Origin of the sequence: Novosphingobium sp. ERN07, assembly GCF_012641335.1 — a bacterium.
Taxonomy (GTDB): Bacteria; Pseudomonadota; Alphaproteobacteria; order Sphingomonadales; family Sphingomonadaceae; genus Novosphingobium.
On the sequence record NZ_JABAID010000003.1, the window covers coordinates 228,201 to 244,673 of the forward strand.

15 protein-coding genes and 1 pseudogene are annotated in these 16,473 nt (G+C 63.5%); 11 read left to right on the forward strand and 5 right to left on the reverse strand.

Annotated elements, in window-relative coordinates; translation table 11 throughout:
- Positions 1 to 110: 110 nt before the first annotated feature.
- The 11 genes and pseudogenes from HGI47_RS06520 to HGI47_RS06565 form a co-directional block, all read left to right on the forward strand.
- Positions 111 to 443 (forward strand): annotated as a pseudogene (locus HGI47_RS06520) (TonB-dependent receptor domain-containing protein); the annotation flags it as partial.
- A gap of 414 nt (positions 444 to 857) precedes the next feature.
- Positions 858 to 1,367 carry a hypothetical protein gene (locus HGI47_RS06525; RefSeq protein ID WP_168852000.1) on the forward strand — a complete coding sequence of 170 codons (510 nt, stop codon included), beginning with the start codon at positions 858 to 860 and terminating at the stop codon, positions 1,365 to 1,367.
- Between the two features lie 128 nt (positions 1,368 to 1,495).
- On the forward strand, positions 1,496 to 2,464 hold the full coding sequence (locus HGI47_RS22585) for a CoA transferase (protein ID WP_168852001.1): 969 nt from the start codon (positions 1,496 to 1,498) through the stop codon (positions 2,462 to 2,464).
- Between the two features lie 2 nt (positions 2,465 to 2,466).
- Entirely contained in the window at positions 2,467 to 2,865 is a 399-nt protein-coding gene (locus HGI47_RS22590; RefSeq protein WP_370521646.1) for a CoA transferase, read from the forward strand.
- A 131-nt stretch (positions 2,866 to 2,996) separates the two neighbouring features.
- Positions 2,997 to 3,584: a CoA transferase gene (locus HGI47_RS22595; protein ID WP_168852003.1), complete on the forward strand. Its 588-nt coding sequence runs from the start codon at positions 2,997 to 2,999 to the stop codon at positions 3,582 to 3,584.
- Complete coding sequence (locus HGI47_RS06545) at positions 3,581 to 4,831, forward strand: 2-hydroxyacyl-CoA dehydratase (RefSeq protein ID WP_370521647.1); 1,251 nt, start codon at positions 3,581 to 3,583, stop codon at positions 4,829 to 4,831. The genes HGI47_RS22595 and HGI47_RS06545 overlap by 4 nt, the downstream gene beginning before the upstream one ends.
- 80 nt (positions 4,832 to 4,911) lie before the next feature.
- Complete coding sequence (locus tag HGI47_RS22880; RefSeq protein ID WP_255460674.1) at positions 4,912 to 5,040, forward strand: hypothetical protein; 129 nt, start codon at positions 4,912 to 4,914, stop codon at positions 5,038 to 5,040.
- A 3-nt stretch (positions 5,041 to 5,043) separates the two neighbouring features.
- The gene (locus tag HGI47_RS06550; protein WP_206066038.1) at positions 5,044 to 5,694 is read left to right on the forward strand and encodes a CoA transferase; all 651 of its coding nucleotides are present in this window, start codon (positions 5,044 to 5,046) and stop codon (positions 5,692 to 5,694) included.
- A gap of 145 nt (positions 5,695 to 5,839) precedes the next feature.
- Entirely contained in the window at positions 5,840 to 6,961 is a 1,122-nt protein-coding gene (locus HGI47_RS06555; protein ID WP_168852004.1) for a CapA family protein, read from the forward strand.
- Positions 6,958 to 7,998, forward strand: coding sequence for a hypothetical protein (locus tag HGI47_RS06560; protein WP_168852005.1), 1,041 nt, complete (start codon positions 6,958 to 6,960; stop codon positions 7,996 to 7,998). Before HGI47_RS06555 ends, HGI47_RS06560 begins: the two co-directional genes overlap by 4 nt.
- Positions 7,995 to 9,365, forward strand: a complete 1,371-nt coding sequence (locus HGI47_RS06565) for an MmgE/PrpD family protein (RefSeq protein ID WP_240950031.1) — start codon at positions 7,995 to 7,997, stop codon at positions 9,363 to 9,365. Before HGI47_RS06560 ends, HGI47_RS06565 begins: the two co-directional genes overlap by 4 nt.
- Here HGI47_RS06565 and HGI47_RS06570 read toward each other — a convergent pair.
- The 5 genes from HGI47_RS06570 to HGI47_RS06590 all read right to left on the reverse strand — a co-directional run bounded on the left by HGI47_RS06570 (position 9,362) and on the right by HGI47_RS06590 (position 16,439).
- The gene (locus HGI47_RS06570; RefSeq protein ID WP_168852007.1) at positions 9,362 to 10,135 is read right to left on the reverse strand and encodes a hypothetical protein; all 774 of its coding nucleotides are present in this window, start codon (positions 10,133 to 10,135) and stop codon (positions 9,362 to 9,364) included. The two genes, HGI47_RS06565 and HGI47_RS06570, sit on opposite strands and share 4 nt — an antisense overlap.
- Entirely contained in the window at positions 10,132 to 11,634 is a 1,503-nt protein-coding gene (locus HGI47_RS06575) for a hypothetical protein (protein WP_168852008.1), read from the reverse strand. Before HGI47_RS06575 ends, HGI47_RS06570 begins: the two co-directional genes overlap by 4 nt.
- A gap of 26 nt (positions 11,635 to 11,660) precedes the next feature.
- Positions 11,661 to 13,874, reverse strand: coding sequence for a TonB-dependent receptor (locus HGI47_RS06580; RefSeq protein ID WP_168852009.1), 2,214 nt, complete (start codon positions 13,872 to 13,874; stop codon positions 11,661 to 11,663).
- A 73-nt stretch (positions 13,875 to 13,947) separates the two neighbouring features.
- Positions 13,948 to 15,138 (reverse strand): multidrug effflux MFS transporter, encoded by a 1,191-nt coding sequence (locus HGI47_RS06585; RefSeq protein ID WP_168852161.1) that lies wholly within the window; start codon positions 15,136 to 15,138, stop codon positions 13,948 to 13,950.
- Complete coding sequence (locus HGI47_RS06590; protein WP_370521648.1) at positions 15,135 to 16,439, reverse strand: MFS transporter; 1,305 nt, start codon at positions 16,437 to 16,439, stop codon at positions 15,135 to 15,137. The genes HGI47_RS06585 and HGI47_RS06590 overlap by 4 nt, the downstream gene beginning before the upstream one ends.
- Between the last annotated feature and the right edge of the window lie 34 nt (positions 16,440 to 16,473).

Below are 16,473 nucleotides of genomic sequence, written 5' to 3' on the forward strand. Positions count from 1 at the left end.
AAGGACGGCAAGGTCGTCGAACTCGCGCTGGGTGACAGGCTCGCCCTGCGCAGCCTGATCCGCGCGGGCTATGCTACCAGAACCCGGCAGGCGGTGCCCCGCTTCAGGGTTATGCGCTGTCAGGTCCGAACCTTGATCTGAAGCCGGAAACGGCAACGTCATGGTCGGTCGGCGTCGATATCGATCCGGCACCGGGCCTGCACTTCGCGCTCACCTGTTGGGATGTGAACTACAAGAATCAGGTTCTGGCCAACCTGTCGAACCTCGCCATCCTTGGCACCGAAGCGCAATATGCCGGGACCGGTATCGTCCTGCGCGGTACCGATGCGGCCACCCGCGTGCAGCACTTGCTGGCGCAGGGCGTGACGCTCGCTGGCGGTTCGTTCCCCGGCGGCAACATCACGCTGTTCGTCGATGGGCGCAGTCAGAACCTTGGCGTGTAGGTAACGCGCGGCATCGATTTTGTGGGAAGCTGGCGGACCGAACTGGGCGCAGAAGATGCGCTTTCGTTCATCCTTTTGGCCACGTATCTGACCAAATATCGCGTGGCGCTGACACCCACCGCCCCGCTGATCGACCGGTTGAACTTCATCTTTAACCCGCTGAAATTCCGCACACGCGGCAGCGTGACATGGGATCACGGTCCGATGAGCGCGCGGGTGATGGCAAACCCATGTCGGCAGCTATACGCCCATCGAACTCAACCTGACCTATCGCATTGGCGACCAAGGCGGTTCGGGCTTCTTCGACAAGGGCATGACGCTCAGCCTTGAAGTGCGTAACCTGTTCGATATCGATCCGTCTTACGTGAACCTTACGCCCAGCGGGAACGGTAGCGGCGGCGGCTCTATTACTAGTTGTGCGAGCTGCGCTGCGCCGGATCGATCAAGGGACCAGAGCCGCTTATGCTCGATGTCGCCAAGATCGCGCGCTACAGCAGTGTGGCCCGCACCGAAGCCGCGTTGCGCAAGCTGGGTGAAAGGCTGGGCGTGGGCGCGGAAGCGCTGGCACGGGCCATCGCAAAGGGCAACGCGGCGCGGCGGCAGACAGCTCTGGTCGATGACGCTACCCAACCGGTCTGCCTGATCGCGGGAAATCCTCTGCCGGATGACCTCTTGTACCGCGTTGCCGCACAAAGCGGATGGCACGCAGTTGGCCACACGCTGGCCGATCAATGGACTGATCGCGGGCCGCTGGTCAATGAAGATGGCGACCCCTTCGTCGCGCTCGCCCGTCAGATCAACGCGCGCCAGATCGATACGCGCGGCTTTTTTGATCGTGCCGGTTCACTGGTGCAGCAGGCCCGCGTAGTGGGCGCAAAAGCCGCCGTGCTTTGGCTGATCGAGGAAGACGATACCACCGTCTAGCACTTGCCCGCGATGCGCGATGCGCTGGAGGGTGCAGGGGTGCCGGTGCTTGTCGCCACCCGCCGCGATTGGTCCTGCCGCGATGGGATCGCTGCCGAAATTGCCGCATTTCTCGAAGGAATTTCCGCATGAAGCCGCTGTCCGGCCATCGCGTTGCCATGCTCGGCCAGATGGAAGGCCGCGCGCTGGCACGCTTTCTGGCCTCGCTCGGCGCAGACCTTGGCGGGCCGGTGGAAGGCGCGTCGTTCGTAATCGATGACCTCGGCCTCGAAGCGCTGGGAGGTGTCGCTATCCCCGAAAGCGCTATCCACGTTTCGGTTACGCCCTTCGGTTCGGGTGGCCCGCGCAGCACATGGCAGGGTGGCGAACTTGTCGCCTCGGCAATGGGCGGGGCCTTGCGCGTGACCGGCGAACACGGTCTGCCCCCGGTGAAGGAAGCGGGCGATGCTTGCACTTTTCACGCAGGCATGGTGGCCGCATCGGGCGCGCTGGCCGCGCACTATGCGCGCGGTTCGCACGGAAAGGGGCAGCATGTAGACGTGTCGATTCAGCAGGTTGCTTTCAGCCGCAATTTCAACGGCGTGCTGGTCTGGCAGTTCGATCAGCGCAAGCTGGTGCGGGTCGGCGGTGCGCTCGTCTATGGGAAGGCCACCGTGCGCGCGATCTGGAAGCTTGCCGATGGCTGGTGCTTCCATTCGCTGATGACCGGTCGCCTCGGCGCGCCCGCCAATCAGGCGCTGTCGGATTGGATTGACGAAGTGGGGATGCCCAACCCGCTGGCGGGCACCGACTGGCTTTCCTACAACCGCTCGACGCTCCCCGCTGAAGCCCGCGCCGTGTGGGAAGCGGCCATGGCGGCGTTCTTCCTTTCCCGCACCAAGCACGAAATCGCCACCGAAGGGTTGCGTCGAGGCATCAACGCCTGCGTGGCCAACGAACCGGCAGATGTGCTGGCCGACCCGATCTGGCGGCGCGCGGCTTCTTCAATACGGCAGACGGCTTGCCGACGCGCTTCGCTACGTTCCGTGAAGGAACAGCACAAGTCGCCGCGCCCGCGATTCACACCGGCACCCGCCCCGGCCCGCTTTCAGGCGTGAAAGTGCTCGATTTTGCTTGGGCACTGGTGGGTTCCATCACCACCAAGACGCTGGGCGATCTGGGCGCGGAGATCGTCAAGATCGAAACCCGCACCCGCCCCGATCTGGCCCGGCTCGATGTGCAGGTCTCGGCCTCAAAGCCCGGAAACTGGGACGACAAGCCTTGGTTCGCGCACCTCAACACCTCAAAGCGCAGCCTTTCGCTCAACATGAAGAAGCCAGAGGCGCGCGAACTGATCGATCCGCTCATTGATTGGGCCGATGTGGTGGTGGAGAATTTCTCCCCCGGCACGATGGCCAAGCTGGGGCTGGATTACGATAGCCTCGCCGCGCGCAATCCCGTCATCGTGATGTTATCGGGCAGCGTGTTCGGCCAGACCGGCCCGATGGCACAGGAATAGGGCGTCGACGGCACGGGCGGCGCGCTTTCGGGGCGCACGTTCCTCACTGGATGGGCGACCCGTGACCCGGTAATTCCCGGCGCGGTGCCGTTTGGCGATGTGATGGTGCCCTATGTCATGGCGGGGCGGGCGTGGCAGGCGCGTTGCAGCATCGGCGCGAAACCGGGCGCGGGTGCCATATCGACGCTTCTATGTATGAAATCTGCGTGCAGCAGATGCGCGATTATCTGGCGCAAGCCAAGCGCGGCGAACGCCCGCAGCGCATGGGCAATGGCGATGCACGCGTGTTCTGCCAGGACGTTTTGCCCGCCGCCGGGGATGACCGTTGGGTTGCCATTTCGTGCCCGACGCAGGCTGACCACGCAAAGCTGCTGGCGCTGAGGGGGCCAGACATCGCCGCGTGGACCGCCGTTCGGGAAGACCATGCCATCGCCGCCGAACTGCAGTCGCACGGGATCGCCTGCGAGGTTGTGCAGGATTGCGAAGATATGATCGATCGTGATGCTCAACTGATCGGGCGCGGGGCGCTGGTCACGCTCGATCATCCGCTGCTCGGTCCCTTCGGCCACATCGCCACGCCGACCCGCTTTTCGCGCGATCGGTTCACCCCGCTCGGCGCGCCCGGCATGGGTGAGCATGTATCTGAAATCGCACGCGATCTTTGTGGCCTGTCAGAGGCCCGGATTGCCGAGCTAGACCAGGCAGGAGTCTTCCAGTGAGCGCCGCTACCCCGAAAACATTGGGCACCCCATCGGGCCAGCGCAGCCGCAAGGATCTGGCCTGCACCCCCGCTGCCAGCGCCTATCAAAAGCAGTTCGGCGCGGACCTTCGCCGCCGCGTGGTGGATGAAGGCGAACCCTTTGCCATCGTGCAGGCCGATACCCCGCACGAGATTTTTCACGTGATGGGCATCCCCATCATCACCAACCAGTGGTGGTCGGCCTACATTTCCGCTAAGCAGCTTTCCAACCACTATTTCGAGGTGATGGCGCAGGCCGGTTACCCGAAGAACAGTTGCAAATACTGCTCACTGGGCCTTGCCTGCACGCTGGCCAATGACCCAAAAACCGCGCCGTGGGGCGGCTTGCCCAAACCTACCGTGCTGGTGGCGCGGATGACCTGCGACTGCATCCAGCACGTGTTCGGCCAGTGGGCCGATCCGCTGGGCAGCGAGTTTTTCCCGATGGAAGCGCTCGCGAGGGAACACAAGGATCCGCGCTGGTTCGCCCATTCGAAGGACCAGTTGGAACAGGTCTACGACCCAGAACGTATCGCGCTGGCCGTTAGCGAAATGCGCGATCTCATTGCGCTGCTGGAAAACCGCACGGGCCGCAAATTCGACGAGGCCAAGCTGCATTACCTGATGGAGCCGATCAACGAGCAGGAAGGCTATATTTGGGAAGCCGCGCAGGTCATCGGCGATGCGCAGCCTTCCCCGGTTTCCATTGCAGAACAGATACCTAACACGATGATTCCGCAATGGCATCTCGGTTCCGACTGGGCCGTGAACCACGGCAAACGCTTCCGCGACGAGGTGATGGAGCGCATCGCTTCCGGCGCGGGCAGCGCTGCGAACGAGAAGATCCGCCTGATGTGGATCGGTGCGGGCGTGTGGCACGAGCCCGTCTTTTATCAAGCACTTGAAGGGCGAATGGGCGCGGTCTTCGTCTGGTCGATGTACATGCCTTTCACCAGCCCGCAATACATCCGCGAAGTGCAGGGGCGCCCGATGGAAGCGCTGGCCAGCCGCGTCTGTTCGATGAACGAAGTGCTGCACCTTCCGCCGTGGATGAACGGTTGGATGACGAGCGAGGCGGAGCGGTGCGGGATTGATGCCTGCGTGGTGCTGCTGCCGCTGGAGAACCGCCTGTCGCAATCGAGGACGAAAATCACGGCCGAGGCGTTGGAAAAGGCGGGCGTGTCGGTGCTGATGATCGATGCCGATATGGTCGATGCGGGCAACTAGGACCATGACAGGATGGTTGGCACGGTAGCGGGCTTTCTGGTGCAGCGGGGGCTGGCTTGAGACGCCTTGGTATCATCTTGGTGCTTCTAGGTGCACTTCAGACAGTACTGCTGTCTGGCTGCGCGCGCCCGGTGGAAACGGGCGTGACCGAGCTGGTCTCTGCCTCGCCCTACAGCCCCAATCACCCGTTTTCCAAGGCCGATCAGTAATGGATGGCCTTCGTCGAAAATCAATCTGGCGGGCGGTTGAAGATCAAGCCGGTATGGTCTGGCGCGCTGCTTTCGTCCGACATGTCGATGGAGGAACTGCGCCACGGCGTGGCCGATATCAGGCTGGTCACGCCGATTTATATGCGCGGCGCCACGCACCCGGTCAAAAGTCTGGACGATATCAAGGGCCTGCGCATTCGCGCGCCGACCGAACTGCTGAGCGTGCTGGATTCGCTGGGCGTGGTGCAGCCACCCCAGTTTGCGGCATTAGCGCGGATCATGGTGCGCGAGGATTGGTTGAGCGATCCGCAATTTGCCGCGTCCGATGCCCGGCGCGTCAATTTCGATGCGATGCACGCACAGCTTTCGGCGGTGTTCGCCACAGATACCGCTTCGGCGTGGGAAAAGCGGCTGAGCGACGCGGGCATTCCATGCGGCATGGTGCGCCGGGTGGATGAGGCGGCGGACCTAGCCGGAGACGCAGCGCTGATCGAACTGGCCATTCCGGGATTGCTGGAGGAGAAGGTGCGCATTCCGGGCGCGGGCTATCGCGTGGCGGGGCAACCAACGGTCCAAATCGGTGCGCCGCCGCGCCTTGATGCTGACCGGGCGAGCATTCTGGCGTGGCTGGCGGAGGGGTGCGAAAAGCCCTAACCCTAGCCAGCACTATCGCGTGCATTATGAAGGACTTGAATAGCGCAAAACGCGCGGAGGCGTGAAAATGCAAGCGCTTGCTAAAGCTGTCTATACGCGCTAGCTTGCCTACTATCATCACAACGATCGATCAGGGGAGGGCGTCTTGCGCCACACCGTGCTGGCAACCGGCGATCTTGCTATGGATCGTGACGATTATGACGCCTGTTTTGCCGGAACCGCCGATGTGCTGCGCGGTGCCGAGGTGGTGTTCGGGCAGCTTGAAACCAGCTTTGCCGAAAAGGGCGTGCGGCTGCCGCAGGCCCGCCATGCGGTGCTGGCCAAGCCCGATGGCGCGGCGGCGCTGGGGCGGGCGGGGTTCGATGTGTTATCGATGGCCGGCAATCATGTGATGGATTGGGGGCACGATGCCTTTTTCGAAACGCGCACACATATCGAAGCGGCGGGGATGAGCGTGGTGGGTGCGGGCGCGAATATTGCCGAGGCGCGCCGCCCTGTGATCCGCACGCTGCCCGATGGCACGCGGGTGGCATTCCTTGCCTATTCCAGCATCCTGCCGCATTCCTATTGGGCGGACGAGCGCCGCCCCGGCTGCGCGCCGATGCGGGCGTTTACGGTTTACGAACAGATCGAGCACGATCAGCCCGGCACGCCCGCACGAGTGCACACATACCCGCATCGCGAAGACCTTGCCGCGATGGAAGCCGATATCCGCGCGGCCAAGGCTGAGGCGGACGTGGTGCTGGTTTCGCACCACTGGGGCATCCATTTCGTGCGTGCGGTGATTGCCGATTATCAGCGCGATGTGGCGCGTGCGGCGATTGCCGCTGGGGCCGATGCGATCTTTGGCGGGCACGCGCATATCCTGAAAGGCTGCGAACTGATCGACGGCAAGCCCGTGTTCTATTCGCTGTGCAACTTTGCCACCGATCTGGCGATGGACGAGGCGCACGCCAATTCGAAGAGTTTCAATGAGATCCGCGTGCTGGCCGAGGAATGGGAGCCGGACTTCGGCAGTCTTTACAACTTTCCCAAGGCGGCGCGGCTTTCGATGATCGCCAAGCTTGAGATTGCGGGGGGCAAAGTGCTGCGCGCAGGGGTACTGCCGCTGGTGATCGGGCGCGATGCCGTGCCGCGTCTGGCCGAGCCGGGCAGTGAAGATCACGCCGCCGTGGTCGATTACCTGAGCGCGGTAACGCAGGAAGCCGGATTGAACGCGCGCTATCGGAATGCGGATGACATGGTCGTGCTGGAAGCGGCGGCGTGAAGGGGCGGGGTGCAGGCTTTCCGCTGGAAGGGTTCGTTTTCCTTTATCTGCTGGCCTATTTGCCCAATGTGATCGTGACGAAGCTGGTCACGTCGATGCCTCACGCGGGGCTAGGTAGGCCGCTGACCGGGCTGGAAACGCTGCCCGCATCGCTGATCATCAACATGGTGCTGACCTGGGGGTTCATCTGGATTTCGGGTTGGCACCGGGACGCCAACAAGGTTTCGGTGGGGCCGGTGCGGGTGCCGTTCCCCACGCGCTATACCTTTCTTTCAGGCATTGGCACGGCGTTGGTGCTGTTCACGGTGCCGCTCAGCTTTACGATTCCCGATGTGAGCATTCCGTTCATCCAGTTGATCATGCGCGGCGATATCCTGATCATTGCGCCGCTGGTTGATGTGATGTTTGGCCGCCGTGTGCGCTGGTGGAGCTGGACCGCGCTCGGACTGGTGCTGTTCGGCCTTGTCATCGCGCTGTCCGACCGGGGTGGTTTGAAACTGCCGCCCATCGCGATCCTTACCGTGGTGCTTTACACCGTGGGCTATTTCCTGCGGCTCTATGTGATGACCAAGATTTCGAAGAGCGGCGATCCGGCATCGGTGCGGCGCTATTTCGTGGAAGAGAAGATGATCGCGCTGCCGCTGTCGGTGGTGATCTTGGGGATCATCTCGGCCAGCGGAATTGGCGGGCACCAGAGTGGGCAGGCCGGCGAACTTGCGTGGGGCTTTATCGGGGTGTGGAGCGATCCGGTGCTGCTGGACCTGTTCTGGATCGGCGCGACGCTGACGGTGATATCAGTGCTGGCGATCATCATCCTGCTGGACCCGCGCGAGAATGCCTATTGCGTGCCGCTGGAACGCGCGGCGAGCCTTGTGGCAGGGATTGGCGGATCGGTGTTGCTGGCGTGGTTCTGGGGCCTGCGGATGCCGCGCGATGCGGAACTGGTGGGTGCGGGTGTTCTGGTTGCGGCTATCGTGCTGCTATCGCTCGCCCCGCGCTTTGCCGCAAAGCGTGAAGCCTTGAGCGAGGGCGCATGATGGCGGGTGTGAGCGATATCGTCGCCGCGCATATTGCCACGGCCCGATGGGACACGTTGCCTGAAGCGGCGCGGGAAGGCGCGCGGCGGGTGCTGCTGGATGCCGTGGGCGTGACCTATGCCGCCAGCGGGCTTTCGCCCGAAGCCGCGCCGTTTCTTGCGCTGGCGCGGACAAACGGGGCGGGGCCTTGCGCGATATTGGGCACGGCGGAGCGGGTGCAGCCGCTGGGCGCGGCGCTGGCCAATGGCGCACTGGCCCATGCGGTGGATTATGAGGATGCGTTCGACCGCGCGCCTGCCCATCCCAATGCTTCGCTGGTGCCGGTGCTGCTGGCTTTGGCGCAGTCAGAGGGCACGGTGGATGGGCGGCGTTTCCTGACTGCGCTGGCGGTGGGTGGCGATGTGGCGTGCCGCATTGCGCTGTCGCTGCGGCAGCCGATGGAGCAGGGCGGGTGGTATCCGCCGCCGATTGTGGCCGCGTTTGGTGCGGTGGCGGGGGCGGCGAACCTGCTGGGGTTGAGCGCGCAGCAGGTGAAGGACGCGCTGTCGCTTACCCTGTGTCAGGTGACGATGCCCGGTGAAATCAAGCACAGCCGCCGCACCGTGCTACGCGCGGTGCGTGAGGCTTTTCCGGCGCAGGCGGCGTTGACGGCAGCGTTGCTGGCGCGCGAGGGCGTGGCAGGGTTCGAAACGCCGCTTGAGGGCCAGTCCGGCTTCTACGCGCTCTATGCCGGTGGGCAGTTCGCGGCGGAAGACCTGAGCGAGCGGTTGGGCGCTCACTATTGGGGTGCCGAGTTGACGTTCAAGCCGTGGCCGAGTTGCCGGGGCACGCATCCGTTCATCGAAATGGCGCTCGATCTGGCGGGGCGGCATGGGTTTGGCGCGGGGGATGTGGCATCGGTGGATGTCATGGTCGATGATGTGCAGGCTATGCTGGTGGAACCGCTGGAGCGCAAGCAGGCCCCGGCGGTGGCGATTGATGCCAAGTTCTCAATCCCGTTCACAACCGCGTTGGCACTGGTGCGCGGGGGCGTGCGGCTCGATTCCTTCGGGCCGGAAAGCCTTGGCGATCCCCAGATTCTGGGGCTGGCGGCCAAAGTGCGGCCTGTGGCGGTGGCAAAGCCCGATTGGCAGCGCGGCGTGGGTGGGGCCATGCGCATCACGCTGAACGATGGCACTGCACATGAGGCGTTCGTTGCCAATGCGCTGGGGTGCCCGGACTGTCCGCTTTCGGACATGGCGCAGCGTGAGAAGTTCGTCGATTGCCTGTCGCGCGCAGCCATGCCGGTGGCGCGGGGAGCGGCAGAGGTTCTGGCGAACCGCATCCTGTCATTGCAGGATTGCGCGGACGTGGGCCGGCTGTTCTAGAAGACCGCGCGTATTTCCGCGCGGCGCTGGCTTTGCCACGGCAGGCCATCGGCTTCGGGTTCGTCGGTAGGCTGCGCAGCGACTTCCCACTTTGTTTCCACCGCCGTGCCGGGGACCAGCCTGCGCATGGTTTCGGCAATCGTTTCGGCGCGCTCCTGCGCGGCTTCGGGGCGTTCTGCGATGGTCACGCCGCTGACGGTTTCCGGCGCGGTCGCGGCAAAGCCCGTCACGATCAGCTTCTTCGGCTTTGCGGCCTTGATCCACGTTACGGCATTGTCGATCAGCCAGTCGTCATACTGGTAGACGAGGAAATCCTTGTCGAATTCGAAGTATACCGGGAACACGCGCTCGGCATAGGGGCCGGGCGGAACGGCGCGTGCAACCGATAGCGGCGCGATGTTGCGCCTTGGCAAGGTATAGCGACGGCCCGGAAAGCCTTCAGCCGGGATCATGTGCCGCGTGCAGGGAATGTCGAGCCGCGATGTGCGCACCGGATCGAGCGCGGGCGCGCCACAGGGCTGCGCGGCATTGGCCGAGGGGCGGCCTTCGACCAGCACAGCGAAGTTCCAGTCGGGTTTGTAGGGGCTTTCGGTTACGTCCCAGCGCTTGCCATTTTCGCGGTCATCGGCCAGCCAGCAGCCCGATTTGCGCCCCGCGTCGGTATCGCGATAGACCGGGCAGGCCACGAAGCGCACCAACCCGGCGGTATCCTGCGCGGCTTGCGCCGATGTGGCGGCGCAGAGCGCGGCGAGGAGGGTGAGGCGCTTCACAGCGCGCTCATCAGGTTGACGAGATCCTGCTTCTCCTGCTCGGTATAGCCGATGGAATAGCGCCGCTCGTAATAGTCCACCACGCCGCGCAGATCCTTTGCCAGACCGTTGGAGAAATAGGGCGCGCGGGCCGAAAGGCCGCGCATCGATTGCAGGGTGATCTTGCCGACATCGGCGCATTTGCCCGATGTGAGGGCGAAGCCCGGATCATAGGTGTAGATCACCTTGCCGTAGTGCGGATGAGGCCGTCCGGTGCAGGTGACCTTGAACAGGGGCAGATCGTCCCACGGATCGGCAAAGGGCAGGGTGGTGGTGCCGAGATCGACCTGACCGGGGGCCACGTCGTTGCCCATCTGGCTCATATTATGGCAGAAAACGCAGGAGTTGCGCACGGGGTTGCCGAACCCGATCCGCGAATTGATGCCCGCCGTATCGGTGATCAGGAACATCTTTTCGCGGAACACCTTGGCCCCGCGCGCGATGGACTGGCGATGGGCGAGTTGTTCGGGCGTCAGCTTTGCGGCTTCGTCCTTGGGGATGCTCTCCCACGCCTTGAATTCGCTCCACACTGGTTCACCGATAGACCCCAGCGCCCCGGGCTGGCTGTCACGCAGCCGCACGGGGCCACCCCTTGCGCCCATGCTGTCGAGCGCGCCGCCAGCCTTGCTGGTTTGCATCGCGCTGTAGACGCGCAGTTCGAAGTCTTGCAGCGTCTTGCGCTGGGCGGGCGTCAGCGCTTTCAGCATCTGAAGGTGCGTTGCCGCAGCGTCTTCCATCTGGATGCGCAGGTTGCCGGCGCGGTTATCGGCCATCAGGTTGCCCGACTGCGGCTTTCCGTCATCGGGATCGAGCGGGAGCGCATAGCCCTGCTTGGGATCGTAGGGGAAACCCACGGCCAGCAGGTACTTCATGTTCGCCACCGGGCGCGGACGGCGATAGACCGAGATCTTGCCCGCCGCCGGGCCATAGGCTGGTCCAGAATTGCAGCCATTGGGGTCGCGCACGACCTCGATGGTAAAATCGGGCGTTACCGGGTTGCCGTTGAAGCTTTTGGTCGGCCAGGGGCGTTCGACGCGGATCAGTCCGCGATCAAGCAGCAGTGAGTGGCTCTCGCGCCGGTCTTGCGGCAGCGTGGGGCAGTTCGAACCGTCGTAAGCGGCAAAGAGCGGGTCTTTGCCGTCGGTCCGATCCCATTGTCGGCGTGCGCTTTTCACCGAAAGGCTCATCGCATCGGAGGGCTGATGGCAGGTCACACAGGCGCGGCCATCCTTGCCCAGCGGTTCGAAGAAGGGATGGCCTGCGGTTTTCAACGGTCCGCCCACGGTCAACGTGCGTAAGGTGCCGTGATCGTTATCATAGTCCAGCGCCGCTGGCAGCACCCGGCCTTCACCGGGCGCCCACCAGCGGTCTGGCACATCCCCACCGCGCGCGCCGACCGAAAGGGCCAGCACCAACGCGGCGATGGGTAGGGCGAACGCCTTCTGCGGGAGGAAGTGCATCAGCCGTTCGCCCTTTCTCTTGTGGCTCAGTTGCCGATTTCCACCCGCAGGCGCAGGCCATAGGTGCGCGGCGTGCCATAGATGATGCCGCCATCCGCGCTGGAGCTGTTCTGGATTTGCGAGGCGATGTAGGTCTTGTCGGTCAGGTTGTTGACGAAGGCTTCCAGCTTCCATGCCTTGCCCATGTCGAAGGTGAGGCGTGCGTCAAAGATGTTGCGGCCCGGCACCAGCGTGTTCACGCTGGGGAATGGCGTGGCATACTGTTCAGACAGGTACGACCACTGCACGCGCGGCGTCACGTCAACCGAACCGAAGCCCACTGTGTATTGCACGCCTGCGTTTACCGTCCATTCGGGCGAGAACGGCAACACGCGATCCTTGGGCACGAAGCGCAGGTTGGTGGCGCAGCCGACATCGGTGCCCGGAGCGTTGGTATCTGAAATGCAGGCCGAATTTGCGAACTTGGAATCGAGATAGCCAAGGCCAACGTTGGCAGCGAGGCCACCGAACTGTGCGGTCAGTTCCAGTTCGCCACCCCACGATTTGCCTGCCAGCGCGTTTTGCGTGACCGGCAAGCCGCCGACGAGGCTGGAAAGCTGGATGTCCTTGTAATCCGAATAGAACACGTCGCCGTTCACGCGCAGGTGGCGGTCGAGCAGTTCGGTCTTGAACCCGGCTTCGTAGACGAAGTTGCGCTCAGGCTTGAAATCGGGCGTGTTGGGCGTGAGGTTTACGCCGCCTGCCTTATAGCCCTTCGAGGCGGTCAGGTAGATCATGTTGTCACCACCGAAGTGGTAATTCACGCCGATCTTGCCGGTAAGCTGCTGCGAAGTGACCTGGCTGGTGAAAGGCAGGGTAAAGCCCGCGCCCGGAACGGCAAAGCGGGTGTAGACCTGCTTGTCCCACGAATAGCGCGCACCCGCGAGCACTTCGATCGCATCGGTGAGGTAGTAGTTCACCTGGCCGAAGACCGACTGCGAGGTGTTCTTCGCCTCGGTGATGATCGAGCTGTTTGATTGCAGCACATCGAGCGTATTGCGATTATCGCGCAGCAGGGTGACGGGGACGGTTTCGTCCATCACGAAGCCACCGACGACCCACTGCAGCGGACTCTTGCCAGTGGACAGCAGGTTGAATTCCCCGATCAGCGTCTTGAACTGCGTGTCGCCATTGCTGACGCGGCCGGGATAAGTGCGGGTATTTGCAGTGTTCGCCGGAAGGTTGGCTGGAACGGCCAGCGCGGTGGCGGTGCGATCCCCATCGGTCTGATCGTGGGTATAGCCATCCTGCCAAGAAACCAGCCCGCGCGCCTGCACGCTGTCGCTCACATCATAGCGCGCTTCGGCGGACAGGCGATAACCCTGCTGGTTCTGGAACGAGAGCGCATCTTCCTGAATCACGAAAGGATCGGTGCTGACAGTATCGCCCCGGCGCTTGACGGCGTTGTTGTCTGACTTGACGTTGAAGTACTCGCCACGGACGTTGACGTTGAGCCTGCCGTCTGCACCGCGCAGGCGCAGATTGGCGCGCACGGCTTCCATGTTCATGTTGCCGGGCTGGCTTTGCGCATTGGGCGCGATGTTGCGCGTGAAGCTGTCACGCTGTTCGTGAACGCCCGCGATGCGCAGCGCCACGTTTTCACCACCCACGTTGACAGCGGCGACCGCACGATAGCGATCATAGTTGGCCACCGTAAAATCGCCCACAGCAAAGGTGCTGTCGAATTCCGGTTCGGGCGTGCGGACATAGAGCGCGCCGCCGGTGGAGTTCTGCCCGGTCAGGGTGCCCTGCGGCCCGCGCAGCACTTCGATGGTGCCGATATCGAAGAACGACTGGCCGATGAACTGTTCGTGCGGAATCAACTGGCCGTCGATGTAATAGGCGACGCCGGGGTTCGATGTGGGGGCTGACTGCGCGATGCCCACGCCGCGAATGTTGATAAAGGTCGAACGGTTGAACGTGTTGATCGCCACCGAAGGCGCAACCTGCTGAATATCGTTGAGGTTGACCACACCTTTGCGCTGCAATTCCTCGCCCGAAAAGACCGAGGCGGAAATCGGCACGTCCTGAAGGCTCTGTTCGCGGCGTTCGGCGGTGACGATGATCGCGGTCAATCCGCCGTTGTCCTCAGCCTCGGTCGCTTGCGGTTCTGCGGTTTGCGCGAAGGCCGGAGTGATGACTGCGGTGCTGCCCAGCAGCGCGCCGAGCATGATGGCCCTGCGGGTATTGATGACAGGCATGGTAATCCCCTCAATGAATTTTGCTCTAACGGATAACAATGCCCTTACAGCCGATGTAAGGGCTTGCAAAGCCCTAATTCGCAGGTCGGCTTTTGCGCGCACCGACTGCGCAGGAAAATGCGATGGCGGTGGAAATGGTCAGCGCGCCGGCCACGCGCAGCTGATCGAGCGGCGAAAACAGGCCCAGCAAAGTCATGGCCGATCCGCTTCCAAGCATTTGCAAAGCGCCTGCAACGCTGGTGGCGGTGGCGGCAAGGCCATTTTCGGCAAAGGCCACGGCATTGAACGCTACCGGCCCAGCCATCCCGGCTCCAAGGCCCAGCAGCGTAATCGGAGCGATCAGCGGCACCACACCTTCGATGCCTGCCAAAGCCAGTGCAAGCGCTGTAATTCCGCCGATGGCCGCGCAAGCGGTGCCGACTACCAGTGCGCTGAAACGCCGCTCCACCGGCACCACAAGCCTTGTGCCGCCAATGCTGGCAGCGGCAATGGCCAGCAGCGCAAGCCCGGCTTCGCTCGACGAAAGGCCATAGCGATGGACCAGCAGGAACGGTGCGGCGCCCAGAAACATGTAAAGCCCGCTGCTTGCCGCGCAAAGTGCAGCCGTGGTCAGCACGAAGGCCCGATTGCGGGCGAGTTTGGCATATGCGCTGAACAAATTTCGCGCTTTTTCGCCCGATGCCCGCGTTGTGCCGGTTTCGGGCAGGCGGTGCCATGCGGTGATGAGTGCTAACAGGCCTGCCGCCGCGAGCAGCCCGAACACCGCGCGCCAGCCTGCGATATCGGCAATGGTTCCACCGACGACCGGGGCGACCGCCGGAGATATCAGCACGATCATCATCAGCGTTGCCTGCACGCCTGCGGCGCGCGCCGGGCCGAACACATCGCCCACCATCACGCGGGCGGTCACCACGCCGCAGGCCCCGCCGCTGGCCTGAACCAGACGTGCCAGCAGCAGCCATTCGGGCCTTGGTGCAAAGGCGGCCGCGGCAGCGCCAAGGATATAGAGCGCAAGCCCTGCCAGCATCACCGGTCTGCGTCCCAGTCTGTCAACCAGCGGTCCAGCCACGAGTTGCCCGCCCGCAAGCCCGGCCAGATAGACGCTGACCACCTGCTGCGCCCGCGCTTCGCCAATGCCGAAGTCTTGCGCGATCAGGGGCAGGGCCGGAACCAGCATGTGAATCGCCATCGATCCCATCGCCGCGATGGCCGCCAGCGTCAGGATCGTGGTGCGATAGTCAGGTTCGGGCTTGCCCTTGTTCATCGCGAACCGCGCGCCGCCATATGCCGCGCAACCATTGTCAGACTGGCGCAAATCACCGCGATTCCCACTAGCAGCAGGGTGGGCGGGGTGAACGACCCGGTCGTTTGCCGCAGCCAGCCCATCAGTGGCGGCACGCTTGCCCCGGCAAGGCTGCCGGTCATGTTGATCACCACGATGCCCATTGCCATGCTTCCCGGCTTCAATAAGCGCGTGGGGATGGCCCAGAACGCGGCAACCGTGCAGCCGGTGCAGGCACCGCCGATGATCAGCGCGATCAAGCCCGGCAGGCCTGCGCCAAACAGGTTTGCCGCCAGCAATCCCGTTCCGCCCAGCAGGGCCGGGATGGCAACGTGCAGGTATCGTTCGCCCGTGCGGTCAGAATGGCGGGCGTTCAGGATCAGGCCAAGGCCGCTGGCTGCCCAAGGCAGCGCCACGATCAGCCCGGTTTGGGCAGACGTGAGGCCCGACAGGCTCTTCACCACCTGCGGCAGCCAGAACATGATGCCATAGTTGGACGCCAGAATGCAGAACCAGATCGCGGCGCAGATCCAGCCCATCGGGCTGCGCAGCACGGCCCAGCGTTCGCCATCGCCTTGCGCGGCAGAGGTTTTGCCTGCGCCCTTGACGTTGTGTTCGATCCACTGACGCTCGCTTGCATCAAGCCAGCGGGCGTCGTCGGGCCTATCGGGAAACCACACCCACGCAAAAATGGCGAGCGCCAGCGCGGGCAGGGCTTCCACCAGAAACATGAAGCGCCAGCTTTCCATGCCGAAGGGCTGGTCCAGATCGATCAGCATCCCCGAAATCGGCGCGCCGATGACTTGCGCGACAGAGATCGACACAATCGGAATGGCCAGAATCGACGCGCGATAGCGTTCCGGCGCCCACTGGCTGAGATAGAGCATCAGCCCCGATGACAGGCCGCCTTCGGAAAAGCCGATGGCCACGCGCAGCGCATAGAGCTGCCATTCGTTGCTGATTCCCGCCATCAGGCAGGAACACATACCCCATGCGGCGGTCACTGTGGCCAGCCAGCGGCGCAGGCCGACGGCTTCATAGAACAGCACGCTGGGATACTTTGCGATCATGTATCCCACGAAGAGTACGCCCGCGCCGAACCCGTATTGCGTGGCCGAAAGGCCCAGCGCGCGGTTCATCTCTATCGCGGCAAATCCCACGTTGGTGCGGTCTATCGCGCCGACAAGAATGTAGAGCGCTGCTGGGATGACCAGCCTGCGGATCACCTTGCCGCCGATAGTGCGTTCCAGCGCTTGTTCCCGTGTCGCAAGTTCTGCTGTCACGGTCTCTCCCCTTGGGTCATATCGTAATGATAGC